Below are 24,368 nucleotides of genomic sequence, written 5' to 3'. Positions count from 1 at the left end.
TAAGGGGATCGCAATGCGTAAGCAGTGGCTGGGGATCTGCATCGCAGCAAGTTTACTTGCCGCCTGTACAAGTGATGATGGTCAGCAACAGGCAACCGTCGCGCCGCCGCAGCCTGCGGTCTGTAATGGCCCGATTGTTGAGATTAGCGGTGCCGATCCCGTTTATGAACCGCTGAACGCCAGCGTGAATCAGGATTATCAGCGCGACGGTAAAAGCTATAAAATCGTTCAGGATCCTTCCCGTTTCAGCCAGGCTGGCTTTGCTGCCATCTATGACGCTGAGCCCGGCAGCAATCTGACCGCGTCGGGTGAAACCTTCGATCCGATGCAGATCACGGCGGCACACCCGACGTTGCCTGTCCCGAGCTATGCACGCATCACTAACCTGGCGAATGGCCGAATGATCGTGGTGCGTATCAACGATCGCGGTCCTTACGGCACCGATCGCGTGATCTCCCTGTCCCGGGCGGCTGCCGACCGTCTGAACACCTCAAACAATACTAAAGTGCGTATCGACCCGATTATCGTGGCGCAGGATGGTTCACTGTCTGGCCCGGGCACGGCCTGTACCACGGTCGCGAAACAGACCTATGCCCTGCCCGCTCGCCCGGATCTGAGCGGTGGTATGGGGGGCGCTTCAACGCCGGCAGAGCCCGCACAGCCGCAGGGTGAAGTGCGCGCTATCAGCAACGATACGCTGCAAAGTGAAGACGCGACCGGCGCCCCGGTGAAAAGCAGTGGTTTCCTTGGCGCACCCACCACGTTAGCGCCGGGCGTAATTGAATCAAATGAACCTGCCCCAGCGCCTGCGCCCGTCGCTGCTGCACCCGCTACACAACCCGCCCCGGTGACCGCGCCTGCTGCTACGCAGACTGCGGCGCCTGCGACGGCGAGCGGCAGCTACGTGGTTCAGGTTGGCGCCGTCAGCGATCGGACCCGTGCAGAGCAATATCAGCAGCGTTTAAGCAAGCAGTTTGGCGTGCCAGGCCGCGTTGAGCAAAACGGTGCGGTATGGCGTATCCAGATGGGTCCATTTGCCAGCAAATCGCAGGCAGCGTCCCTGCAACAGCGTTTGCAGAGCGAGGCGCAGCTCCAGTCGTTTATCGCTGTTGCAAAATAATTATTCGGTGGTATCCGAAATGTCAGTTTGTGTAAAGCACGTTAACACTCTCATGATGAAAGTCGGATGCCTGCCCGTATAGCATTTGCTATAGTAAGGCACTTTTTTTAATTCCATCACGGATGTCGTAGTTCTGACCATGAAGACCACTTTTTCTGCTCGTTTTGTGCAGCGCATGGCGCTGACCACGGCCCTTTGCGCTGCTGCGTTCTCCGCAGCTCACGCGGACGACCTGAACATCAAGACCATGATCCCTGGCGTTCCGCAGATCGACGCGGAATCCTACATCCTGATTGATTACAACTCCGGCAAAGTTCTGGCAGAACAGAACGCCGATGCCCGCCGCGATCCGGCCAGCCTGACCAAAATGATGACCAGCTATGTTATCGGCCAGGCCATGAAAGCAGGCAAATTCAAAGAAACCGACCTGGTGACCATCGGTAACGATGCGTGGGCAACCGGCAACCCGGTGTTCAAAGGTTCATCGCTGATGTTCCTGAAGCCAGGCATGCAGGTTCCGGTCTCTCAGCTTATCCGTGGCATCAACTTGCAGTCCGGTAACGACGCCTGCGTGGCCATGGCCGATTTTGCAGCGGGCAGCCAGGACGCGTTTGTGGGCCTGATGAACAGCTACGTCTCCGCCCTGGGCCTGAAAAACAGCCACTTCCAGACCGTTCACGGCCTGGACGCCGAGGGTCAGTACAGCTCCGCGCGTGACATGGCGCTGATCGGTCAGGCGCTGATCCGCGATGTGCCAAACGAGTACTCTATCTACAAAGAGAAAGAGTTCACCTTCAACGGCATTCGTCAGACCAACCGTAACGGCCTTCTGTGGGACAACAGCCTGAACGTCGACGGCATCAAAACTGGCCACACCGATAAAGCCGGCTATAACCTGGTGGCCTCCGCCACTGAAGGCCAGATGCGTCTGATCTCTGCTGTGATGGGGGGACGTACGTTTAAAGGCCGCGAAACGGAAAGCAAAAAGCTGCTGACCTGGGGCTTCCGCTTCTTCGAAACCGTGAACCCGCTGAAAGCCGGTAAAGAATTTGCCTCTGAACCTGTCTGGTTTGGCGATAACGATCGCGCTTCCCTGGGCGTGGACAAAGATCTCTATCTGACGATCCCACGCGGTCGTATGAAAGATCTGAAAGCCAGCTACGTGCTGAATACCACCGAGCTGCACGCCCCGCTGCAAAAGAATCAGGTCGTGGGTACGATTAACTTCCAGCTGGATGGCAAAACCATCGATCAGCGCCCGCTGGTGGTGCTGGAGGAAATTCCTGAAGGCAATTTCTTCGGCAAAATCATTGATTACATTAAGCTGATGTTCCATCACTGGTTTGGTTAAAAATCGAACACTTGAAAGTGTGATTTTGATCCCCATATACTACGTATCAGTAAAACTCCCGCCCCGTGGCGGGAGTTATTATTTTTTATACACACGCCGGAGCTGACATGAAAACCAAACTTAACGAACTGCTTGAATTCCCTACCCCTTTTACTTACAAAGTAATGGGTCTGGCGAAACCTGAGCTGGTTGATCAGGTGGTTGAAGTGGTACAGCGCCATGCGCCGGGTGACTACTCTCCATCAGTCAAACCGAGCAGCAAAGGTAACTACCACTCGGTCTCAATCACCATCACTGCGACACACATTGAGCAGGTTGAGACGCTGTACGAAGAGCTCGGCAATATCGAAATTGTTCGTATGGTGCTGTAGTCCCTCAGCGGTTACCCGGTTTGCCGGGTAACCCACTTCCCCGCTGTGATATACTCCCCGTTACCTATTCTCCCTTGTCTTCGGAGACGTCCTTTTGTACCAGGATAAAATTCTTGTCCGCCATCTTGGGCTACAGCCTTACGAGCCAGTCTCTCAGGCTATGCATGACTTTACCGATATGCGCGATGACACTACCCCTGATGAAATCTGGCTGGTTGAACACCTGCCGGTGTTTACTCAAGGCCAGGCAGGAAAAGCCGAACATTTATTGATGACGGGTGATATCCCGGTGATCCAGAGCGATCGCGGTGGACAGGTGACCTACCACGGCCCGGGCCAGCAGGTCATGTATGTCCTGCTTAACCTGAAACGCAGAAAGCTGGGCGTGCGTGAGCTCGTGACCTTACTGGAACAAACCGTGGTGAACACGCTCGCTGAGTACGGTATCGATGCTCACCCTCGCGCCGATGCCCCGGGCGTCTATGTTGGAGAGATGAAGATCTGTTCGCTGGGGCTGCGTATCCGTAAAGGCTGCTCGTTCCACGGGCTGGCGCTGAATATCAATATGGATCTGACCCCTTTCCAGCGCATCAACCCATGCGGGTATGCCGGTATGGAAATGACGCAAATGCGCCAGTGGGTCGATACCGCCACCCCTGAGAATATCCGCCCCGTGCTTCTGAAGAAGTTTTTAGCGCTGCTTAACAATCCTGACTACGAATATATTGCTGCTTAACACACTTCCGGCAGTGGCTCGGTTATTTGACCAGCCACTGCTTAATTGCCGCATTTACGCTTTACAATAAACCGCATATTCTATATTTTCGAGTCGCCCATATATTAGCGTCCCATATTAATTATAACCTTAATAGTACCATCACCGGGTATCGTGTAACGTGCGTGATAATCACCCAACTGCTTGTTTTCGATAAACAAGGGAAACTTACGAAACACTTTACGAATCTCTGCAAGCATAATAAATAAATTCAACTATCATTCATATTGTGAATGGATACGGAGTAAGAGCGTGGAGCCTACTAATTTACCAGCCAAACGCCTGAATGAAACCAGCGGCGAAGATAAGCCGCAAATTTTCCGGACTTTACGTAATATTGATCTCAATTTATTGACTATTTTTGAGGCGGTATATGTCCACAAAGGTATCGTTAATGCTGCGAAAATTCTTAATCTCACGCCCTCCGCTATTAGCCAGTCAATTCAAAAATTGCGCGCGATATTTCCCGATCCCTTATTTATTCGTAAAGGCCAGGGCGTAACCCCCACCGCGTACGCCACCCATCTGCATGAGTACATCAGCCAGGGTCTGGAATCGATTCTGGGCGCGCTGGATCTCACCGGCAGTTACGATAAGCAACGAACCATCACCATAGGCACCTCTCCCTCTGTGGGCGTTCTGGTCATGCCCGCTATTTACCAGGCTGTTAAACAGCATGCGCCACAGCTGCTGATCCGCAACGTGCCCGTTAACGATCCGGAAACTCAGCTGGCACAATTCCAGACGGACCTTATCATCGACAGCAACAGCTTCGCGGCCAGGGCATTAGGGCATAACGTTCTCTATACCGACTCTCTGGCGCTCGTATGTCGTCAGAGTCATCCTGCTTTGGGCGCAGCTTTGACGCCTGAAAATTTGCGTCATTACGAACATGCAACCTTTATGTCCGAGGGGCAGGGTCCGGATCCGCTGCGCCAGCGTATTGACGAACTGTTCCCGGACCGTCTGATCAGCTTCAGCAGTTACAATATGTTTACCCTTGCGGCCCTGATTGGCAGCAGCGATTTGCTCTGTATTATGCCTGTGCGTCTCTTCACTCTGCTTCAAAAATGCTGGCCGCTGGAGAGCATTCCATTGAGTCAACTTACGACGGAATCTGTTGAAATCTCACTGCATTATAACAAGCTAAGCCTGCGCGATCCGGTGCTGGAAAACGTCATTAACGTGATCCGCCAGGCGTTCTGATCCCGCCTTTCAGCACAAGCCCCTGCCGCAAGCGGGGCAAAAGGCACAAAACAACAACTATTTTACAAATTGGCGACCTGGCAGGCTGCTTTATCGCCCCTTTAAATGATATACTGCCTGTCGTTCGTTCAAAAATAGTTGATAATTACAACATTCCCTTGAATTGAAACGCTTTCCTTCGATATTCGCAACTGGAACACGCACGCTATGAGTAAACCCATTGTGATGGAACGCGGTGTTAAATACCGCGATGCCGATAAAATGGCCCTTATCCCGGTTAAAAACGTGGCTACAGAGCGCGAGGCGCTGTTAAGAAAACCGGAATGGATGAAAATCAAACTTCCGGCCGACTCTTCGCGTATCCAGGGGATCAAAGCGGCGATGCGCAAAAATGGCCTTCACTCTGTCTGTGAAGAGGCCTCCTGCCCTAACCTTGCTGAATGTTTCAATCACGGTACCGCGACATTTATGATTCTGGGTGCCATCTGCACCCGCCGCTGTCCGTTCTGTGACGTTGCCCATGGCCGTCCTGTTGCGCCTGACGCAAACGAACCGCAAAAACTGGCGCAGACGATTGCCGATATGGCGCTGCGTTATGTTGTTATCACCTCCGTTGACCGTGACGATCTGCGCGATGGCGGTGCTCAGCATTTTGCTGACTGTATTACCGCCATCCGCGAAAAAAGCCCGAACATTAAGATTGAGACGCTGGTGCCAGACTTCCGTGGCCGTATGGATCGCGCGCTCGATATCCTGACCGCGACGCCACCAGACGTGTTCAACCACAACCTGGAGAATGTACCGCGTATCTACCGTCAGGTACGTCCCGGTGCAGACTACAACTGGTCGCTGAAGCTGCTGGAACGCTTTAAAGAAGCCCATCCGCATATTCCTACCAAGTCTGGCCTGATGGTCGGCCTGGGTGAAACCAACGCTGAGATCATTGAAGTGATGCGCGATCTTCGCCGCCACGGCGTCACCATGCTGACGCTGGGCCAGTACCTCCAGCCAAGCCGTCACCACCTGCCTGTACAGCGTTACGTGAGCCCGGATGAGTTCGATGAAATGAAAGCCGAAGCGATGGCGATGGGCTTTACCCATGCCGCGTGCGGTCCGTTTGTTCGCTCCTCTTATCACGCCGATATGCAGGCGAAGGGCGAAGAAGTGAAATAAAGCTGTAAAATTTATTTACAGTAAAACAAAAAACCGGCCTCGTGAGCCGGTTTTTTATGCAAGCCTTGCAGCATTGCCATTACTCTTTGTGTGAAAGCTTCTGTGCAGTGATGTCATCTTCGGCACTTTTCTTCGCTGCCGCGTCGTCATCGTTCATTGCTTTCTTAAAGCCCTTAATGGCAGCACCCAGGTCTCCACCCAGCGTGCGTAACTTCTTGGTACCGAACAGCAGGACGACCAGTGCGGCAACCACCAGCAGTTTGGTAATACTAATCTCACCCATAAATACCTTCTTTACATGAAACAGGCTGCATTCCGCCAAAAAACCTGAACGTATTAACGGTCATTTGGCGCGTGCACACAATAGCAATCTGTAACAAGGTGAATCAAGCATTGTTGAAAAAAACATCACATTAATTGCGGTGGCGCAAACCTGCGGTTGCGCAGAACAGGTAATTGCTGACGCGCAAGCGCTATTCGGGCGGAAATTATCTCCGTCAGCAATAACGCAGGCGTCTCCGCTGCTGCCGCAACCGTCACCCCCAGCGGATCGACAACCCTGCTCTGCCCGATATTTTTGTTACCACATTCACCCGCGGCTACCACGTAACAGGTGGTATCCAGCGCACGTGCTGCCAGCAGCGTCGCCCAGTGATGCTCCTTAAGCGGTCCTTTGACCCACGCGGCGGGCAGAACCAGCACCTCTGCCCCCTGCAATGCCAGGTTCAGCGCCAGCTCGGGAAAACGGATATCGTAGCAGGTCATCAGGCCAATCTTAAAACCCTCGACCTCAATCAGCGGCGGAATTACACTCCCCGGATCGACCAGGCGCGACTCCTGAACGCTGAACGCATCATACAGATGAAGTTTGGCGTAGCTCGCGACGATGGCACCCTCACGTATCGCCACCAGCGTGTTTACCGCGCGCCCCGGCGAGGACGGAATATGGACCGTCAAGATGGTGGTGAGCGTGTTGCCAACGCTTTCGGCCAGCAGTCGTTTCAGAAACGCCCCTTCCAGCGTTTGCGCAGACTTTACCGACAGGTCTGGATCGCCATCATCACGGGCCAGTAACGCCTCAGGAAGTACCAGCAACGACGCCCCTTTTTGCTTCGCCTGATGCATCAGGGAGACGCATTTTTCCGCGTTTTCATTCCAGTCCGGCGTCACCGCGAACTGCCCTACTGCAACATACATAATTGTCTCCCGGTTAAAAATAGCGTTACACTCGACGCACTTACACAGCAAATAGCAGGTATTGACAGTGTTACAACTACTTATAGCCGTTTTTATTGGTGGAGGCACGGGTAGCGTTGCGCGGTGGCTCTTAAGCATGCGGTTTAACCCCCTGCATCAGGCCATTCCGATGGGGACACTGGCGGCAAATCTGATCGGGGCGTTTATTATTGGGATGGGGCTGGCCTGGTTTAATCGCATGACCAACATCGACCCTATGTGGAAGGTTCTGATTACAACTGGTTTCTGCGGCGGCTTAACAACGTTTTCTACCTTCTCTGCGGAGGTAGTATTTCTGTTTCAGGAAGGCCGGATGGGCTGGGCGCTGACCAACATTGCCGTTAACATGCTTGGCTCGTTTGCGATGACTGCGATCGCATTCTGGTTATTTTCCTCCGCCAGCGGACATTAAGCGCGGCAACCTTAATGTTGGCTTAATTTTTCTCTGTCACTCTTGGCTCAATATTGAACGAGGGTGATAGCATGAAAGAAACTCTGTCAGGCGTGGTTATGGTATTGCTAAGCGTCGCGATTGTCGCCAGCTTCCTGAAGATCTATCTTATTGGTTGATTCAGAACGAAAAAAACCCGCTCATTGAGCGGGTTTTGAAATTCTTGCTGACGCGTCTGAATTACAGAGCGATTACGTTAGCAGCAGAAGGGCCTTTGGCACCGTTAGTGATTTCGAACTCTACGCGCTGACCTTCAGCCAGAGTTTTGAAACCATTAGACTGGATTGCAGAGAAGTGTACGAACACGTCTTTGCTGCCATCTTCAGGAGTAATGAAACCGAATCCTTTGGACTCATTAAACCACTTAACGTTACCTTTAATCTTAGACATCAAAATTACCTTTACATTAAAAAACGACACAAATGCTGTGTCGGGTATCAGTACAACAATTGTGAGGCGTTTTGTCCAGCGGATCTTTGATAAAAAGTGACAAAAGTCGCGTTAATTTTCGCTGTTCGATTTTTATCCTTTACATTTCAATGTCTGTGCGTTTTTTGGCCGATTTAGCAGAAAAATTCAGTTAAAACTGAAACCGCATCCAGGCAAAGTAAACGTTACCGTTGTTATAGGTACCCGGTATGTAGGTCATCTGAAACGTTGCCGGACCATAGCCGATGGAGGCAAGCGGCAGCAGTACCGGAACAGGAATGTATTTCCAGTTATCACGCGCCGTGAACCCTGCCGTATAGCCCAGCCCCAGACGGAAGTTGTCGTCTGATAACGGACGCCAGGTTTTTTCCCAGCCGTAGCCACCAATAGGCTCCCATTTATTGTAGGAGTCCTTAAACGCCATCAGGTACAGGCCATGCCAGTTACCTTTTTCATCCCAGCGAGACTGACCGAAGCCGGCCCCCCACGGACGCTCGTTATAACGGTCTGTTTTTTCTTTATCGTAGGCGAAACGTGCATGCCAGGTAATGGCCGGAATATAGAGATCGTAATGCTCAGGTTCATTCCATGTTTGCGCCACGTTATCCGTGAAGGTGGTGAACCAGCCTTTATCCGCTGTATTGCTCTCTGCATTAACCGCAGACGCAAACGATAACTGCCCAATAATAAACAATAAAATCAGGGGGAATTTAATTCGTACAATCACAATGCCATTACCATATTTAGTATTCGGTGCAGACCTTAACACAGAATACTTGAATGAACGCTTAACAGCATGGGTGTTATTCCTAATTACCATCCCGTTCCTGGGAATAATCTGAGGATACATAAACTGCATGCCTGAATAAGCACATGCAGTTGACACATTTAACGTTGATGTAACAATTTATAAAGTGCGGGAATAACTAGCATCGACAATAACGGTGCCGTTACCATGCCACCAATCATCGGCGCGGCAATACGTTGCATCACCTCTGAGCCACTCCCACTGCCCCACATGATGGGCAGCAGTCCCGCCATAATAGTGGCGACCGTCATCACCTTCGGACGCACGCGCAGCACGGCTCCTTCGTGGATCGCCCGCATCAGCACCGTATTTCCCCCTTCTGGCTCCAGCCTGTGATATTTATCAAGCGCATGATTCAAATAAAGAACCATAATTACGCCGAATTCTGCCGCCACCCCGGAAAGGGCGATAAAACCGACGGCCCCCGCCACTGACAAATTATATTCAAGCAGCCACAGTAACCACACGCCCCCAATAAGCGCGAAAGGCAATGTCCCCATTATTATCAGGACATTTGATATCCGCCTGAAGGTTAACCATAAAAGGACGAATATAATCATCAGCGTGACAGGTAAAACTATTTTGAGCGTCGCGGTCGCCCGTTCCAGATATTCAAACTGCCCGGACCAGGAGAGAGACACGCCCTGCGGCAATACCACCTTCTCCTCCACCCGTTTTTGCATTTCATCCACGGCGGATTTCAGATCGCGCCCGCGCAAGTCCACGTAGATCCAGCTGGAAAGGCGCGCGTTTTCACTTTTGAGCATCGGTGGGCCTTCCGTCACGACGATATCGGCCAATTCCCCCAGCGCCACCTGGCTACCGCTGGCGGTCACTACCGGCAACACCCGCAACGTGTCGACGTTATCACGCAAATCGCGGGGATAACGCAGGTTGATGGGATACCGCTCGCGTCCCTGGATCACCTCGCCAATGTTATCGCCCCCGACCAGCGTGGAGACCAGGCTTTGCAGTTCATCGACGGAAACGCCGTAGCGCGCGGCTTTTTGCCGGTCGATACGAATATCCACGTAGCGCCCGCCTTCCAGACGCTCCGCCAGCGCAGAGGAGACGCCAGGAACGTCCTTCACCACCTGCTCAATCTGCCGGGCCACACGCTCAATGTCGGCAATATTATTGCCGTTCACCTTAATGCCGACCGGGCTTTTGATCCCGGTTGCCAGCATGTCCAGGCGGTTACGGACAGGCGGCACCCACACATTGGCAATACCCGGCAGCGACACGGTTTTATCAAGCTCCTCCACCAGCTTTTGCGGCGTCATTCCTGGCCGCCACTGCTCGCGGGGCTTAAAGTGAATGGTTGTTTCCAGCATGGTTAATGGCGCGGGATCGGTTGCCGACTCCGCGCGACCGGCTTTGCCAAACACGCTCGCGACCTCCGGTACGCTTTTGATCAAGCGGTCCGTCTGCTGAAGCAGCCGCGATGCCTCGCGAGCAGAGATCCCCGGCAGCGTGGAGGGCATATAGAGTAAATCCCCTTCATCCAGCGGCGGCATAAATTCGCTTCCCAGGCGGCTCAGCGGCCAGAGCGTGGCGATCAGCAGCAGACATGCCAGTGCCAGCGTCATTTTCGGGAAGGTCAGTACCTTGTCCAGCAGCGGCTCATACAGGCGGATCAGGAGGCGGTTGATCGGGTTTGCCTTCTCATCCGGGATTTTCCCGCGAATGAAAAAGCCCATTAGCACCGGCACCAGGGTGATCCCAAGCCCGGCGGCCACGGCCATCGACCAGGTTTTGGTGAACGCCAGCGGCGAGAACATTCGCCCCTCCTGCGCTTCCAGCGAAAAAACCGGTATAAATGACAGCGTGATGATTAACAGGCTGCAAAACAGCGCCGGTCCCACTTCAACCGCCGCCTTTTCCGCCAGACGCCAGTATTCCCCCGGCGCGGGCTCCTTGCCCGGATTATCATGCCGCCACTGCTCCAGCACCTTGTGCATGTTTTCAATCATCACAATTGCCGCATCCACCATCGCCCCTATGGCAATGGCGATCCCGCCGAGCGACATCATATTCGCGTTAATGCCCTGATAGTGCATCACCACAAAAGCACCGAGGATCCCCAGCGGCAGAGAGACCATCGCCACCAGCGCGGAGCGCAGGTGGAAAAGGAACAGCGCGCACACCAGTACCACCACGGCAAACTCTTCGAGCAGCTTGTGCGTCAGCGTTTTGACCGATTCCTCAATCAGCGTGGAACGATCGTAGACCGGAACAATCTCGACGCCCTGCGGCAGCGTTTTTTGCAGCTCGCTCAGTTTCGCTTTTACCGCACGAAGCGTTTCCAGCGCATTCTGCCCGTAGCGCATCACGATCACGCCGCCAGCGACCTCCCCTTCACCGTTAAGCTCCGCCACGCCCCGGCGGATCTCCGGGCCAATGCCAATGGTGGCGACATCTTTCAGCAGGACAGGTACGCCATCGCGGGTGGCGATCACCACATTGCGAAAATCCTCCAGCGAGCGCAAATAGCCCGTTGTCCGCACCATATACTCCGCTTCGCCCATCTCCAGCAGGGCGCCGCCGCTCTCTTTATTGGCGGCCTGCACCGCGCCGGATAGCTGGCTGTGGGTAATATTCCGCGCGCGCATCTTCGCCGGGTCCGCCACGATCTGATACTGACGCACCATTCCGCCAATGCTTGCCACTTCAGATACATTCGGTACCGTCTTAAGCTCGAACTTAAGCGTCCAGTCCTGAAGGGCCCGCAGATCTGCCAGGCTGTGTTTTCCACTACGGTCGATCAGCGCATATTCGTAGATCCAGCCCACGCCCGTCGCATCTGGCCCCAGCGACACCTTCACGCCTGGCGGAAACTGCGCCTGTACCTGGCTTAAATATTCCAGCACCCGGGATCGCGCCCAGTAGAGATCGGTGCCATCCTCAAACAGCACATACACATAAGCGTCACCAAACATTGAAAAACCACGCACGGTTTTAGCTCCCGGCACAGACAACATGGAGGTTGTCAGGGGCCAGGTCACCTGATCTTCAATCACCTGCGGCGCTTTTCCGGGGTAACTCGCTTTGATAATGACCTGCACATCAGACAGATCGGGCAACGCGTCCAGCGGCGCGCGCTGCACCGCCCACCAGCCCCAGCCGGCCATGATCAGCGCGGCCAGGATCACCAGCAGGCGGTTACGCAACGAGGCGCGAATCACAGCGGCAATCATGGCGTCACCTCCGGCATCACGCTACGCAGGCTGGCTTCGGAATCAATGAGGAATTGCCCGGACGTCACCACCTTATCGCCCTCTTTGACCCCGGACAGGATCGCCGTCCAGCCCTGCGCCGTCAGGCCGGTTGTCACCGTCACAGGCTGGAAATAACCGTCCCCGGTGGCCAGCAGCAGACGCGCAGACTCTCCGCTGTTAATCACCGCCTCTTCCGGCACCGCCAGCACCGGCGGGCCTTTCATCTCTTCCGCACGCCTGACGGAGAGGTACATGCCTGGCTTCAGCTTATGTGCGGTATTTTCCAGCACGATACGGGCTTTCAGGGTTCGCGTGGTCGTCTCCATCTGCGGCAGCAATTCGCTGACCGTGCCGTGGAATTGCTCCCCCGGCCAGCTTTCTGACGTTGCTACCACGTTGCTGCCCACTGCCAGAGACTGCGCCTGCGTTTGCGGGTAGTCGACCACCAGCCAGACCGGATCGAGGCTGGCGATCTCAAACAGCGGCGCCGTTGCGGTGATTTGCGCCCCTTCCCGCACGTCCAGCTTCACCACATAGCCCGCCCGGTCAGCGCGCAGGGTGAGCGTGGTCTGCGGCTTACCGCTACGCTCCAGCAAACGAATGACCTCTTCCGGCATAAACTGCAACGCCAGCCGCTCGCGTGCGGCGCGGGTCAATGCGGCATCGCCAAGCTGACGAACCGCGAGGTACTCCTGCTGGGCGGTGGTCCATTGCGGGATCCACAGTTGCGCCAGCGCCTCTCCGGCTTTCACCTGCTGCTGTGGCGCATTAACAAACAATTTTGACACCACGCCATTGGCCGGGGCTGACACCACCGAGACGTTACGTTCATCCGTTGCAACCGTGGCAAAGGCCGAGAACGGCGAAACCAGCTGGCGCATCTCAACGTTGGCGGTTTTCATCCCCAGGTTTTGCTGCTGTTGAGTGCTGATGACCACGCCTGACGCCGCCTGTGCTTCATCGGCGTAGCGCGGGACCAGATCCATATCCATAAAGGGGGATTTACCCGGCTTATCGAAGCGCTGACCGGGCACCATAGGGTCGTACCAGTAAAGCACCTTACGTTCAGAGGGTTGTGCAGCCGCAGCCGGCTGATGCGTCTGCTTCTTTCCGACAAAATAGCCGCCAGCGGCAGCTATCGCGATGGCAATCGCCATTAACGTTGTTTTTTTCATTGCGCCAGCTCCTGCGGGATCAGCCAGTTCACGGCAGCCCAGGTTCGCGCCATTTCGCGCTCCGCCTGGTTCACCGCCAGTTCCATATCCAGTACGCCACGACGCGCCTCCAGCAGGGCCGGAAGCGCCGACTGTCCAGAGCGATATTGCGCCGTCAGTACCGCCAGCCGTTGACGCTGCAACGGTAGTACCTCGTCCCGCTGTCGCTGCCACACCGTTTGCGCAGCCTGATACTGCGCCACCAGCGTTTGCACCTGGGCAATGTGTTCGCGTTTGAGCAGCGTCAGTTGATCCACCGCCTGCATTGAGCGGGAAACATCGGCGGCGTAATCCTTGTCCTGACGTTTTGACTGGAACAAAGGCAGATCCACGCTGAACATCACGCCAGCCATATCGTCATAGCCTTCGGCGCGGTGGGCGTAATAGACCTCCACATCCACATCGGGTATCGCCGCCACGGCAGATTGCGCTGAACGCGCTTTCGCGGTCTCGGCTTCACGTCGTGCGGCCTCCACTTCCGGGTGCCTGACGATCCCCTCCTGCAACGTTTTTTCATCGGCAGGAAGACGCTGATAGCGCGGCAGCGGACCGCGAACCGCCGTAATCGCGTGCCCCGTAAGCTCAAGCAGACGGCTTTGCGCCAGCTGCACATCCCGCTGCGCCAGCGTCTCTTTGTCGCGCATGGCGCTGAGGATCATTTGCAGGGCCAGTACGCTGTCCGGCGTGGCGCTTCCCGCCCCGACGCTCGCCTTCTGCACGCCCCGCTGGCGTTCGGTTTCACGGACCAGCGTTCTGGCCGTGTTCAGCGCCTGCTGGGCCAGCGCCAGATCCAGCCAGGCCTGGGCGGTATCACGCTGAAGCGCGGCGCGGACGGCTTCGGATTTTGCCAGCACGCTTCGCGCCTGCGCCTGAAAGGTCTGCGCTTTACGTTCCCGCTTCTCTGAGCTGACGTAGCTTTGCATGATGCCAACCTTCTGCATGGTCATCCCTTCGCGCGTCAGCCGCCGATCGTTGCTGCCCTGTACCGGCACGTTTTCGATACCGAATTTCAGTTTTGGGTCAGGTAATTGCGTGGCGGAATCCGCCATCGCATCCAGCGCCTGCGCTTCGTTACGGCTGGCAGAGAGTTCTGCCGAGTAGCGCTGGGCTTCGGTCAGGGTGTGTTCGAGCGTCCACGGCTCCGCCTGCGCGGCGGAGGTTAACAGGCCGAACAACACCCCACCGAGCCACAGGCTCAGTGTGTGTTGTTTCATGGTGACCTCGCTTAGCGTGCTGGCGTCAGCGAGATAATCTGGAAACCGTCACCCGCACGCTCAAGCGTGAAGGTCACTTCATCCCCTGGTTTGGCGTCATTCAGCGTGGCGCCGGCAGATAAAGTAAACGGCATGGTCATTGCTGGCCATTTTAGTTCTGGTATGGCCTCGTGCCGGAGCATGACGGCGCTGTCAGAGATCGACTGAACCACGCCGCGGCCCTGCCAGGTCTGGTTTGCCTGAACGGTATAAGAAGCGAAAGAGACGGACGCGCCAACCAGCGCGGAAAGGAATACGGTACGCATGATAAAACTCCTGTTAAACGTTAAGTAAATAAAATCAACGAATTAACAGGTTTTTACTCCCGAAACCGGCAATAGCGGATCGTTGCCGGCGGCCCCACAGCAGGAGGGGTAACGGACCACGCAGGATGGCTTGCAGACGAGCACTCTGGGGTCGTTAAGGTCAGGGTCATGGCGGCAGGCAGCGCCACCAGATGCGGCTGGGCAGGATCTTTTTGTACCTGATCCGGCACACAATGCTTTTCACACAGCGGTGAAGCACCAGCAGCATAATGCGGCCCCGGTTGCGCCATCATGTCCATATGCTGGATAGTGGCCACCTCACCGCGCAAATCCATTGAACATTGATGGGAGGCGACGGCCACCTGACTCTGGATCAACAGCCAGCCAAACGCCAGCAAAAACATCAGCAGATGTTTTTTGATAAAGCGCAGGCGATATGTCCAGCTGGCGTGCATATTCAGATCGTCGGACAGGAGAAAGTGAACCGAGTATAAGCAGGCAAAAGAATGAAAGAGAAGTGGTTTTAAAGAGATTTACGTTTTAAATCGATTGTCGGCAAGTAATACTCAAAACCTTAACACTTCACCATCAATTTAATGACATATAATATCTATTCATCAGGTCAATAACGTCTTAATATAAATGACGCAGGGTTAGCAAAAATATCGTCATCAGTGCCTTTAGTAGTCTCTTTCTTGATTTTAATCAGCAAGGACTGGACATTTATTCGGCACATTTCAGCTTCTTTTTTATTGATTATTTGTCTCTCGGGCAGCAAGGATACAGGGGAAATCATGCTTACTTTTCTCGAACTCCTCATTGGAGTCGTGGTCATTGTTGGTGTAGCACGCTACATCATTAAAGGTTACTCAGCCACCGGCGTGCTATTTGTCGGCGGCCTGACGCTGCTGATCATTAGCGCGCTAATGGGTCATCAGGTTTTACCCGCCAGCGAAGCCAGCACCGGATATACCGCTACCGATATTGTGGAATATATAAAAATTCTGCTGATGAGCCGCGGCGGCGATCTGGGCATGATGATCATGATGCTCTGCGGTTTTGCTGCCTATATGACCCATATCGGCGCGAATGATATGGTGGTCAAGCTGGCTTCTAAGCCGCTGCAATATATTAATTCCCCCTATCTGCTGATGGTCGCGGCCTATTTTCTGGCCTGTCTGATGTCATTAGCCGTTTCCTCAGCAACGGGCCTTGGCGTGCTGTTAATGGCAACGTTATTCCCGGTAATGGTTAACGTCGGGATCAGCCGTGGCGCAGCGGCGGCTATTTGCGCCTCTCCGGCGGCGATTATTCTTTCCCCTACTTCCGGTGACGTAGTGCTGGCCGCAAAAGCCGCGGAAATGTCGTTGATTGACTTCGCCTTCAAAACCACACTGCCGATCTCCATCACCGCTATTCTCGGCATGGGCGTGGCGCATTTCTTCTGGCAGCGCTATCTCGATAAGAAAGAGAACGTCAGCCATGAAATGATGGACGTCAGCGAAATCACCACTACCGCCCCAGCGTTTTATTCCATCCTGCCCTTCACGCCGATTATTGGCGTGCTTATTTTCGACGGCAAATGGGGCCCGCAGCTGCACATCATCACTATCCTGGTGATCTGTATGCTGCTGGCGGCCATCCTGGAATTCGTTCGTAGTTTTAACACCCAGAAAGTGTTCACGGGTCTGGAAGTTGCCTTCCGCGGTATGGCGGATGCCTTCGCGGGCGTGGTGATGCTGCTGGTTGCCGCGGGGGTGTTTGCCCAGGGGCTGAGCACCATCGGCTTTATTCAGAGCCTGATCTCTATCGCCACCTCGTTCGGCTCGGCCAGCATTATCCTGATGCTGGTGCTGGTGGTGCTGACCATGCTGGCGGCGATGACCACCGGCTCCGGTAACGCGCCGTTCTACGCCTTTGTTGAGATGATCCCTAAGCTGGCGCACTCCTCCGGCATCAACCCGGCTTACCTGTCCATTCCAATGCTTCAGGCTTCCAACCTGGGTCGTACCATTTCTCCGGTATCGGGCGTGGTGGTTGCGGTTGCGGGGATGGCGAAAATCTCTCCGTTTGAAGTGGTAAAACGCACGTCAGTGCCGGTGCTGGTTGGCCTGATTATCGTTATTATCGCCACCGAAGTGCTGGTTCCCGGCGCTGCCTAAGCGAAATTCCTGATTTCCAAAAAGCGCCTGCGGGCGCTTTTTGTGCTTTAATAACCCCCAGAAATTAATCGCGCCCAACCAATCAGGAAAGCAAATGTTCAGGAAGGATATCGTTATCCCGTCTGGCGCAGTAGCGCTTGCACTCTGTGTCTTCTCAATTCAGGCAGATCCGCTTAAGCCAACCCAGTACGGCGATTTCGATCGCTACGTTCTGGCCCTTTCCTGGCAAACCGGATTTTGCCAGAGCATGGTCGAACGTAACCGTGACGAACCGGAAGAGTGTCGCCTGCAAAAAGAGAGCAGCAACAAAACCGATTTTCTGACCGTCCACGGCTTATGGCCCGCGCTGCCGAAATCTATTGCCGCTCGCGGAGTGGATGAACGCCGCTGGATGCGCTTCGGCTGTGCCACTCGTCCGGTTCCAAATATGCCGGAAGCAAAAGCCAGCCGCAAATGTGACGCCGCAGAGACCGGACTATCGCTAACGGGCGCGGCGAAGCTGAACAGCGTGATGCCCGGCGCGGGCGGCAACTCCTGCCTTGAACGTTATGAATACGCGAAACACGGCGTCTGCTTTGGATTTGATCCCGACGCTTACTTCGGCACCATGGTGCGCATGAACCAGGAAGTGAAGCACAGCGCGGCAGGAAAATTTCTGGCAGAAAACTATGGCAAAACCGTCCGCCGCAGCGACTTCGATGCCGCCGTGGCCAAAAGCTGGGGGAAACAGAGCGTAAAAGCGTTCAAGCTTACCTGCCACGGCAATCCGGCTTATCTGACCGAGATGCAGATCTCGCTGAACGCCAGCACCATCAACAACCCGCTCTCTGCCGGCTCCTTTGCGCCACAGCCGCATCCGGGCAACTGCGGCAAACAGTTTGTCATTGATAAAGCCGGTTACTGATGCTGCGCCGGGCACCTTTTTGCCCGGTTTTTCATTGATTTCCGTGATATGACGATTAACCTCACACTTCCGCTCACACGCATCATTTTTCCAGCTAAAGCATTATTAATCCGGTAAACATCACTGAAACCTCCCCGCCATAATCATGGCGTTATCTACAGGAGGAATTTCACATGGCTAAAAAACTGATTGCACTGTGCGCCTGCCCGATGGGCCTGGCACATACCTTCATGGCAGCCCAGGCGCTGGAAGACGCAGCGACGGAAGCCGGTTATGAGGTAAAAATTGAAACCCAGGGCGCGGACGGGATCCAGAATCGCCTGACCCCACAGGATATTGCCGACGCTGACATTATTATCCACGCCATCGCGATCACCCCGGAAGACAATGAGCGCTTCGAAACGCGCGACGTGTATGAGATTACGCTTCAGGACGCCATTAAAAACGCGGCAGGCACCCTGAAAGAGATCGAAGAGATGATTGCAGCAGAACAATAATAATCCTCACACCCAGGGGTTTTCGTCATGGCTATTAAAAAACGCAGCGCGGTTCGCCCGGACAGTCACGAGGGTGACACACTTGCCATCAAATCCGCACCGGTTGCCGCCGGTGCGTCTTTCTGGAAAGAGCTTCCACAGCACATTATGTCGGGGATATCCCGCATGGTGCCAACGCTTATCATGGGCGGGGTTATCCTCGCCATTTCACAGCTCATCGCCTACGTCTGGCTGGAGATCCCGCCTGACACCGGTATTCTCGACGCGCTTAACTCTGGCAAATTCACCGGTTTCAATCTCTCGGTATTGAAATTTGCCTATCTGACCGAATCGTTCGGCGGGCTGCTGTTCAGCTTCGCCATCCCGATGTTTGCCGCCTTTGTCGCCAACTCTATCGGCGGAAAGCTGGCCTTCCCGGCCGGGTTTATCGGTGGCCTTGTCGCCACGCAGCCGACGCTGGTGCTGAACTTTGATGCGGAAAAACTGACCTGGCTTGCCACCAAACCCGTGCCCTCCACGTTTATTGGCGCGCTGATTATCGCCATAGCCGCAGGCTATCTGGTCAAATGGCTGAATAGCCGTATTAACGTACCGCAGTACCTGCTGGCCTTTAAAAGCACCTTTCTGATCCCAATCCTCTCGGCGCTGTTTGTGATGCTGGCGATGTATTACATCATCACGCCGATTGGCGGCTGGCTGAATGCAGGTATGCGGACCGTACTGCTGGCGGCGGGTCAGGCGGGCTCCATGATGTACGCCATCGGGATGGCGGCGGCCACGGCGATCGATCTTGGCGGCCCCATTAACAAAGCGGCGGGATTTGTTGGCCTGGGGCTGACAACCGATCATGTCCTGCCCATCACCTCCCGCGCCGTGGCGATTGTTATTCCGCCCATTGGTCTGGGGCTGGCTACGCTGATTGACCATCGTCTGACCGGCAAACGCCTGTTTAGTCCGCAGCTTTATCCGCAAGGCAAAACGGCCATGTTCCTCGCCTTTATGGGCATCAGTGAAGGGGCCATCCCGTTCCTGCTGGAAAATCCGCTTGCGACGCTGCCGGCGTATATGGCGGGTGCGATCGCGGGTGCGATGACCGCCACCGCGCTCGGTGCCGTGCAGTGGTTCCCTGAATCGGCGATCTGGGCGTGGCCGCTGGTCACCAATCTGGGGGCGTACATGCTCAGTATTGTGGTCGGGGCGGCGATCACCGCGCTGTTGGTCGTGATTATTCGTAACAGTCTGCACAAGCGCGGAAAACTCGCTATCGACACGCTGTAACGGGGTGAACCATGGAATTACTGAGAAGGCTTCGTGCCTGGCTGGCTGCGGAAAAACTGGACGGCGTGCTCATCTCTTCGCGCCAGAATAAACAGCCGCACCTGGGCATTTCAACCGGTTCGGGCTATGTGCTGGTGACACAAACCGCGGCACATATCCTGGTGGATTTCCGTTACTACAGCGATATCGCTTCACGAGCGGCGGGCTATGAGATGCACCTGCTTAACACGGAGAACCCGTTTGCGCAGGCGGTGAACCAGATTATTGCGAAGGACAATCTCGCCCGTCTTGGCTTTGAGGGTGAATACGTGAGCTGGCAAACAGGCGTGCTGTGGCGCGATACGCTGAATACTACCCTTTGCAGCACCTCGCTCGACGCGCTGCGGCAGATAAAAAGCGCTGACGAAATCGACCGTATCCGTGCAGCATGCGGCATTGCCGACCGCGCCGCACGACACATCCGGCGTTTCATTCAGCCCGGTATGCGCGAGCGTGAAGTCGCTGCCGAGCTGGAGTGGTTTATGAAGCAGGAGGGTGCGGACAAGCCCTCTTTCGACACCATTGTCGCCAGCGGGCCGCGCGGTGCGCTGCCCCACGGCAAAGCCTCTGACAAAGTGATTATGCCTGGCGAGATGATCACCCTTGATTTCGGCGCCCAACACCAGGGGTATTGCTCGGATATGACAAGGACCTTTCTTGTCGCCGGGCAAAACACGCCGCCGGAGGAGCACCCTCTCTATGCGGTGTACCAGATCGTTCTGGCGGCACAACAGGCGGCCATTGATGCCATCCGCCCCGGCGTTTCCTGTAATCAGATCGATAGCGCCGCACGTTCCGTGATTGAACGTGCAGGTTACGGCCCGCAGTTCGGGCATAACACCGGCCATGCCATTGGTATTGATGTCCATGAAAATCCACGTTTTTCCCCTACCGACCGCACCCCGTTGCAGCCCGGCATGGTGCTGACCGTTGAACCGGGGATCTACCTTGAACACCAGGGCGGGGTACGAATTGAAGATGTGGTGCTGGTGACGGAAACGGGCGCCGAGGTGCTTTATACCCTCGACAAACGGCTATTGCTGACGGGAGAACAAGAGTGGACAGAGATTTACTGCGCGCCCTGAGCGAAGCAGACGCCATTGCGGCCTCAGAGCAAGAGGTGCGCGACATCCTGCTCAGTGAGGCGCAAAAATACCATAAAGAGGTTCAGTTTGATGGGCTGGGTTCCGTGCTTATCCGCGTCAACCAGAGCCGGGGCCCGAAGGTGATGGTCTGCGCCCATATGGATGAAGTCGGTTTTATGGTGCGTAGCGTCTCGCGCGAAGGGGCCATTGATATCCTGCCCATCGGCAACGTGCGCATGATGGCCCGTACCCTTCAGCCGGTGCGCATCACCACGCGTAACGGGGAAAAAATACCGGGACTGCTGGATGGGGATCTGAAAGGAGAAAACGTTGACAATTTGCGTGTCGACATTGGCGCGACGTCGGCGGAGGAGGTGTTCGCCGCCGGTATCGACGCAGGCGACCGCGTGACGTTCGATACACCCTTTCAGACCCTTCCCCACAATCGGGTGATGGGTAAAGCCTTCGACGATCGTCTCGGCTGTTACCTGCTGATCGCGCTGCTGCGCGAGCTGCACCAGACGCCGCTCGACTGCGAGCTTTGGCTGGTGGCCAGCTCAAGTGAAGAGGTCGGCCTGCGCGGCGGCCAAACCGCCACGCGCGCCATTCATCCTGATATCGCGCTGGTGCTGGATACCGCCTGCTGGTCAAAAAATTTCGATTATGGCAGCGCCAACCATCGCCAGATCGGTGCGGGCCCGATGCTGGTGCTGTACGACAAAACGCTCATCGCCCCAGCCAAACTGATTGCGCTGGCTGAGACGATCGCGCGCTCGCAAGGGATCCCGCTGCAAAAAGACATGTTCAGCAACGGCGGAACGGACGGCGGGGCGATCCATCTCTCCGGCACTGGCGTGCCGACTCTTGTGCTTGGTCCCCCGACCCGACACGGGCACTGCGCGGCATCCATTGCCGACGAAAAAGACATTCATCACACCCAACAACTGCTTGTCGCGCTTGTGGCATGCATGAACCGTGAGACCGTGGATCATCTGACGGACTTCAGATGCTGATCTCACGCGGCCAGGAGGAAGTATGCTTTCAATTGAATTTTTCTGCCCACTGCCCAACGGCCTGCATGCGCGTCCGGCCTGGGCGTTAAAAGAGCAGTGCAGCGCATGGCGCAGCGACATCCGTTTTATCAACAGACGGCTTAACACTCACGCGGATGCCAAAAGCTCGCTGGCGCTGATCAGTACCGGTACGCTGTTTAATGACAGCTGCGTGCTGGAAATTAACGGCAGCGACGAGGAGCAGGCCCGACGCGTGCTGGAGGCGTATCTCACCGGCGCGTTTATCGACAGCGACAGTATTCCCTCCGGCGACGCGCCGCATGTTGCGCATCCCCTGCCCCGTTCGCTTGTAAGGCTTGCTCCCCACCTTCAGCACGGCATTACGCTCGCCAGTGGCATCGGGGCTGGCACTCTGCGAGGCTGGCAGAGCGATAACCTCAAACGTTATTGTCAGATCCCCGCCTCGCCGGAAGATATTACCCGCCTGGAACACAGCCTGGCGACGCTGGCTGAACAGCTCAACCACCGTCTGCGCGGGCTGGACGGCGAGAGTAAAACCATTCTCAGCGCGCATCTTTCGCTGATCCAGGATGAGGAGTTTGGCGGCACCATACGCCGACTGATCGCCGAGGAGCGGCTAAGCCTTGCGGAGGCGATCATTCGTAATATGGAGCTGATCTGCGACAAGCTGTCGCTCTCCGCCAGCGACTACCTGCGTGAACGCGTCAGCGATATTCGAGACATCAGCGAGCAGCTTCTTAACATTACCTGGCCGGAGTTGCAGCAAACCTCCGCATTAACCCTCAGCGCTCCCACTATTCTGGTGGCGGAAGATCTGACGCCCAGCCAGTTTCTCAGCCTCGACACGCAGTATCTGAAAGGAATGGTGCTTGAAAAAACAGGCCGGACGTCGCATACGCTGATACTGGCACGCGCGGCCTCCGTGCCTGTGCTGAGTGGTTTAACGGTCGCCTCGCTGGCGCCGTTGATGGGAAAAGAGGTCATTCTGGACGGCATCTGTAGCGTGCTGGTCGTTGAACCCAACGACGCGGTGAATGATTACTATAGCGTGGCGCAGCGCCTTGCCGACCGACGCCACCAGCAGCAGATCAAAGATGCGGGTCTTCCAGCACTCACCCGCGACAACGTACCGGTAGAGATTGCCGCTAACATCGGCAGCGCGCTGGAAGCGCCCGGGGCGTTTACCTGCGGCGCGCAGGGTATCGGGCTGTTTCGCACTGAAATGCTGTATATGGACAGAGACTCCGCGCCGGACGAGCAGGAGCAATTCGAAGCCTATCAGCAGGTGCTGCTCTCCGCGCAGGGCAAGCCGGTCATCTTTCGCACAATGGACATCGGCGGCGATAAGCAGCTCTCTTACCTGAACATTCCCCAGGAAGAAAACCCCTTCCTCGGCTATCGTGCCGTTCGTATTTATCCCGAATTTGCCGATCTCTTCCGCACCCAACTGCGCGCGATCTTACGCGCAGGCGCCAGCGGCAATGCGCTGTTGATGATCCCGATGGTGCACAGCCTCGATCAGATTTTATGGATCAAACAGGAACTGCAAAACGTTCGTGACGCCCTGGCCTCACAGGGGTTACGTCACACCGCGCACCTGCCGCTGGGGATCATGGTTGAAGTGCCTTCAGTCTGCTTTATCATCGATCACTTCTGCGAAGAGGTGGATTTCTTCAGTATCGGCTCGAACGATATGACTCAGTATCTTTACGCTGTCGATCGCAACAACCCGCGCGTTTCGGCGCTGTATAACCCCATCACACCGTCTTTTTTACGCATGGTTCGCCAGATTGTCACCGCAGCGCATCGTCACGGGAAATGGGTCGGCATTTGCGGGGAACTTGGCGGAGAGCAGCGCTACTTCCCTCTTCTGCTTGGGCTGGGTATAGATGAGTTCAGCATGAGCGGGCCGCGCATCCCTGCGGTAAAAACCCAGCTGCGTCAGCTGGACATGGCGGCCTGCCGGGCGCTGGCAGATAAGGCCTGCGACAGCCGCAGCGCAGAGGAGATTGAAGCCCTGCTGGCGGATTTCACACCGGAAGCGCCGCCGCGTCCCTTGCTGGCGCTGGAGACTATCGTGGTCAATGAGCCGCTGACCTCAAAAGAGCAGGTGCTTCAGTTCTTATGCGGAAATCTTGCGATTCATGGCAGGACCGAAAACCCGCTGGAGCTTGAAGAAGATCTCTGGCAGCGCGAAGAGATTGTCACCACCGCCGTCGGGTTTGGCGTAGCGATCCCTCATACCAAATCGCAATGGATACGCCACTCCAGCATCAGCATTGCCCGTCTGGACAAGGCGATTGACTGGGAGTCGGATTTGGGCGACGTCGAGCTGGTGATCATGCTGACGCTCGGCGCTCAGGAAGGGATTAATCACGTGAAGGTCTTTTCCCAGCTGGCGCGGAAGCTGGTCAATAAAACGTTTCGCGAGTCGCTGTTTGCAGCAACGACGCCGCAAAGTATCCTGGATCTGCTGAACGCTGAAATCACGTTCTGAC

Annotated in this window: 23 protein-coding genes; 14 read left to right on the top strand and 9 right to left on the bottom strand. The window is 55.5% G+C overall.

Annotation, left to right across the window (positions count from 1 at the left end):
* Nucleotides 1-13 precede the first annotated feature (13 nt).
* From rlpA to lipA, 6 genes are all read left to right on the top strand, one after another.
* Nucleotides 14-1,120 carry an endolytic peptidoglycan transglycosylase RlpA gene (gene rlpA, locus O1721_RS10270; RefSeq protein WP_023303295.1) on the top strand — a complete coding sequence of 369 codons (1,107 nt, stop codon included), beginning with the start codon at nt 14-16 and terminating at the stop codon, nt 1,118-1,120.
* A 139-nt stretch (nt 1,121-1,259) separates the two neighbouring features.
* Nucleotides 1,260-2,471 carry a D-alanyl-D-alanine carboxypeptidase DacA gene (dacA, locus tag O1721_RS10265; protein ID WP_003858714.1) on the top strand — a complete coding sequence of 404 codons (1,212 nt, stop codon included), beginning with the start codon at nt 1,260-1,262 and terminating at the stop codon, nt 2,469-2,471.
* A gap of 107 nt (nt 2,472-2,578) precedes the next feature.
* The gene (gene ybeD, locus O1721_RS10260; RefSeq protein WP_003858718.1) at nt 2,579-2,842 is read left to right on the top strand and encodes a DUF493 family protein YbeD; all 264 of its coding nucleotides are present in this window, start codon (nt 2,579-2,581) and stop codon (nt 2,840-2,842) included.
* 94 nt (nt 2,843-2,936) lie between these two features.
* Nucleotides 2,937-3,578 carry a lipoyl(octanoyl) transferase LipB gene (gene lipB / locus O1721_RS10255; RefSeq protein WP_017382471.1) on the top strand — a complete coding sequence of 214 codons (642 nt, stop codon included), beginning with the start codon at nt 2,937-2,939 and terminating at the stop codon, nt 3,576-3,578.
* Between the two features lie 291 nt (nt 3,579-3,869).
* A complete protein-coding gene (locus tag O1721_RS10250) occupies nt 3,870-4,823 on the top strand; it encodes a YbeF family transcriptional regulator (protein WP_032647690.1) in 954 nt (317 codons plus the stop codon).
* A gap of 207 nt (nt 4,824-5,030) precedes the next feature.
* Nucleotides 5,031-5,996, top strand: a complete 966-nt coding sequence (gene lipA, locus O1721_RS10245; RefSeq protein WP_006809637.1) for a lipoyl synthase — start codon at nt 5,031-5,033, stop codon at nt 5,994-5,996.
* Nucleotides 5,997-6,075: 79 nt separating this feature from the next.
* Here lipA and tatE read toward each other — a convergent pair whose 3' ends face one another.
* The gene (gene tatE, locus O1721_RS10240; protein WP_003858723.1) at nt 6,076-6,279 is read right to left on the bottom strand and encodes a twin-arginine translocase subunit TatE; all 204 of its coding nucleotides are present in this window, start codon (nt 6,277-6,279) and stop codon (nt 6,076-6,078) included.
* Nucleotides 6,280-6,404: 125 nt separating this feature from the next.
* The gene (locus O1721_RS10235) at nt 6,405-7,193 is read right to left on the bottom strand and encodes a deaminated glutathione amidase (protein WP_032103123.1); all 789 of its coding nucleotides are present in this window, start codon (nt 7,191-7,193) and stop codon (nt 6,405-6,407) included.
* 67 nt (nt 7,194-7,260) lie between these two features.
* Here O1721_RS10235 and crcB point away from each other — a divergent pair, with 67 nt between their 5' ends.
* Nucleotides 7,261-7,644, top strand: a complete 384-nt coding sequence (gene crcB, locus O1721_RS10230; protein ID WP_017382474.1) for a fluoride efflux transporter CrcB — start codon at nt 7,261-7,263, stop codon at nt 7,642-7,644.
* Nucleotides 7,645-7,863: 219 nt separating this feature from the next.
* Here the strand turns inward: crcB and cspE are convergent, their stop codons facing one another.
* From cspE to O1721_RS10195, 7 genes are all read right to left on the bottom strand, one after another.
* Complete coding sequence (gene cspE / locus O1721_RS10225) at nt 7,864-8,073, bottom strand: transcription antiterminator/RNA stability regulator CspE (protein ID WP_002439184.1); 210 nt, start codon at nt 8,071-8,073, stop codon at nt 7,864-7,866.
* Nucleotides 8,074-8,263: 190 nt separating this feature from the next.
* Nucleotides 8,264-8,839 (bottom strand): lipid IV(A) palmitoyltransferase PagP, encoded by a 576-nt coding sequence (pagP, locus tag O1721_RS10220; protein WP_032647688.1) that lies wholly within the window; start codon nt 8,837-8,839, stop codon nt 8,264-8,266.
* A gap of 161 nt (nt 8,840-9,000) precedes the next feature.
* On the bottom strand, nt 9,001-12,117 hold the full coding sequence (locus tag O1721_RS10215; protein WP_032647685.1) for an efflux RND transporter permease subunit: 3,117 nt from the start codon (nt 12,115-12,117) through the stop codon (nt 9,001-9,003).
* Nucleotides 12,114-13,313 carry an efflux RND transporter periplasmic adaptor subunit gene (locus tag O1721_RS10210; protein WP_032668737.1) on the bottom strand — a complete coding sequence of 400 codons (1,200 nt, stop codon included), beginning with the start codon at nt 13,311-13,313 and terminating at the stop codon, nt 12,114-12,116. The genes O1721_RS10215 and O1721_RS10210 overlap by 4 nt, the downstream gene beginning before the upstream one ends.
* Complete coding sequence (locus tag O1721_RS10205; RefSeq protein ID WP_032647681.1) at nt 13,310-14,566, bottom strand: TolC family protein; 1,257 nt, start codon at nt 14,564-14,566, stop codon at nt 13,310-13,312. Before O1721_RS10205 ends, O1721_RS10210 begins: the two co-directional genes overlap by 4 nt.
* An 11-nt stretch (nt 14,567-14,577) precedes the next feature.
* Entirely contained in the window at nt 14,578-14,871 is a 294-nt protein-coding gene (locus O1721_RS10200) for a copper-binding protein (RefSeq protein WP_032647679.1), read from the bottom strand.
* A 53-nt stretch (nt 14,872-14,924) separates the two neighbouring features.
* Nucleotides 14,925-15,326, bottom strand: a complete 402-nt coding sequence (locus O1721_RS10195) for a hypothetical protein (protein WP_032647677.1) — start codon at nt 15,324-15,326, stop codon at nt 14,925-14,927.
* A gap of 339 nt (nt 15,327-15,665) precedes the next feature.
* On the opposite strand from O1721_RS10195, the gene dcuC reads away from it, so the two are divergent.
* The 7 genes from dcuC to ptsP all read left to right on the top strand — a co-directional run bounded on the left by dcuC (nt 15,666) and on the right by ptsP (nt 24,367).
* Complete coding sequence (gene dcuC / locus O1721_RS10190; RefSeq protein ID WP_017694321.1) at nt 15,666-17,033, top strand: anaerobic C4-dicarboxylate transporter DcuC; 1,368 nt, start codon at nt 15,666-15,668, stop codon at nt 17,031-17,033.
* A 94-nt stretch (nt 17,034-17,127) separates the two neighbouring features.
* A complete protein-coding gene (rna, locus tag O1721_RS10185) occupies nt 17,128-17,937 on the top strand; it encodes a ribonuclease I (protein WP_003858741.1) in 810 nt (269 codons plus the stop codon).
* Between the two features lie 173 nt (nt 17,938-18,110).
* Nucleotides 18,111-18,434, top strand: a complete 324-nt coding sequence (locus tag O1721_RS10180) for a PTS fructose transporter subunit IIB (RefSeq protein WP_017382483.1) — start codon at nt 18,111-18,113, stop codon at nt 18,432-18,434.
* A 27-nt stretch (nt 18,435-18,461) separates the two neighbouring features.
* Entirely contained in the window at nt 18,462-19,712 is a 1,251-nt protein-coding gene (locus O1721_RS10175; protein WP_015571150.1) for a PTS fructose transporter subunit IIC, read from the top strand.
* An 11-nt stretch (nt 19,713-19,723) separates the two neighbouring features.
* Nucleotides 19,724-20,836: an aminopeptidase gene (gene ypdF, locus O1721_RS10170; RefSeq protein ID WP_032647675.1), complete on the top strand. Its 1,113-nt coding sequence runs from the start codon at nt 19,724-19,726 to the stop codon at nt 20,834-20,836.
* Nucleotides 20,809-21,849, top strand: coding sequence for an aminopeptidase (gene ypdE, locus O1721_RS10165; protein WP_017694324.1), 1,041 nt, complete (start codon nt 20,809-20,811; stop codon nt 21,847-21,849). The genes ypdF and ypdE overlap by 28 nt, the downstream gene beginning before the upstream one ends.
* 22 nt (nt 21,850-21,871) lie before the next feature.
* Nucleotides 21,872-24,367, top strand: a complete 2,496-nt coding sequence (gene ptsP / locus O1721_RS10160) for a phosphoenolpyruvate--protein phosphotransferase (RefSeq protein ID WP_032647673.1) — start codon at nt 21,872-21,874, stop codon at nt 24,365-24,367.
* Nucleotide 24,368 lies beyond the last annotated feature (1 nt).

It is taken from the genome of Enterobacter cloacae complex sp. HYC033_NIDB (assembly GCF_056673335.1).
Note: the sequence above shows the minus strand (reverse complement) of the source record. Positions and strands in the feature narration are given on the sequence as shown.

What these genes read in the sequence shown, in the direction of transcription:
- ybeD (WP_003858718.1), top strand. Translation starts at nt 2,579, where the DNA reads ATGAAAACCAAACTTAACGAACTGCTTGAATTCCCTACCCCTTTTACT.
- O1721_RS10180 (WP_017382483.1), top strand. Translation starts at nt 18,111, where the DNA reads ATGGCTAAAAAACTGATTGCACTGTGCGCCTGCCCGATGGGCCTGGCA.
- O1721_RS10175 (WP_015571150.1), top strand. Translation starts at nt 18,462, where the DNA reads ATGGCTATTAAAAAACGCAGCGCGGTTCGCCCGGACAGTCACGAGGGT.
- ptsP (WP_032647673.1), top strand. Translation starts at nt 21,872, where the DNA reads ATGCTTTCAATTGAATTTTTCTGCCCACTGCCCAACGGCCTGCATGCG.
- O1721_RS10235 (WP_032103123.1), bottom strand. Translation starts at nt 7,193, where the DNA reads ATGTATGTTGCAGTAGGGCAGTTCGCGGTGACGCCGGACTGGAATGAA.
- O1721_RS10195 (WP_032647677.1), bottom strand. Translation starts at nt 15,326, where the DNA reads ATGCACGCCAGCTGGACATATCGCCTGCGCTTTATCAAAAAACATCTG.
- O1721_RS10210 (WP_032668737.1), bottom strand. Translation starts at nt 13,313, where the DNA reads ATGAAAAAAACAACGTTAATGGCGATTGCCATCGCGATAGCTGCCGCT.
- lipA (WP_006809637.1), top strand. Translation starts at nt 5,031, where the DNA reads ATGAGTAAACCCATTGTGATGGAACGCGGTGTTAAATACCGCGATGCC.
- O1721_RS10215 (WP_032647685.1), bottom strand. Translation starts at nt 12,117, where the DNA reads ATGATTGCCGCTGTGATTCGCGCCTCGTTGCGTAACCGCCTGCTGGTG.
- O1721_RS10200 (WP_032647679.1), bottom strand. Translation starts at nt 14,871, where the DNA reads ATGCGTACCGTATTCCTTTCCGCGCTGGTTGGCGCGTCCGTCTCTTTC.
- dacA (WP_003858714.1), top strand. Translation starts at nt 1,260, where the DNA reads ATGAAGACCACTTTTTCTGCTCGTTTTGTGCAGCGCATGGCGCTGACC.
- O1721_RS10205 (WP_032647681.1), bottom strand. Translation starts at nt 14,566, where the DNA reads ATGAAACAACACACACTGAGCCTGTGGCTCGGTGGGGTGTTGTTCGGC.
- rna (WP_003858741.1), top strand. Translation starts at nt 17,128, where the DNA reads ATGTTCAGGAAGGATATCGTTATCCCGTCTGGCGCAGTAGCGCTTGCA.
- dcuC (WP_017694321.1), top strand. Translation starts at nt 15,666, where the DNA reads ATGCTTACTTTTCTCGAACTCCTCATTGGAGTCGTGGTCATTGTTGGT.
- ypdF (WP_032647675.1), top strand. Translation starts at nt 19,724, where the DNA reads ATGGAATTACTGAGAAGGCTTCGTGCCTGGCTGGCTGCGGAAAAACTG.
- cspE (WP_002439184.1), bottom strand. Translation starts at nt 8,073, where the DNA reads ATGTCTAAGATTAAAGGTAACGTTAAGTGGTTTAATGAGTCCAAAGGA.
- rlpA (WP_023303295.1), top strand. Translation starts at nt 14, where the DNA reads ATGCGTAAGCAGTGGCTGGGGATCTGCATCGCAGCAAGTTTACTTGCC.
- tatE (WP_003858723.1), bottom strand. Translation starts at nt 6,279, where the DNA reads ATGGGTGAGATTAGTATTACCAAACTGCTGGTGGTTGCCGCACTGGTC.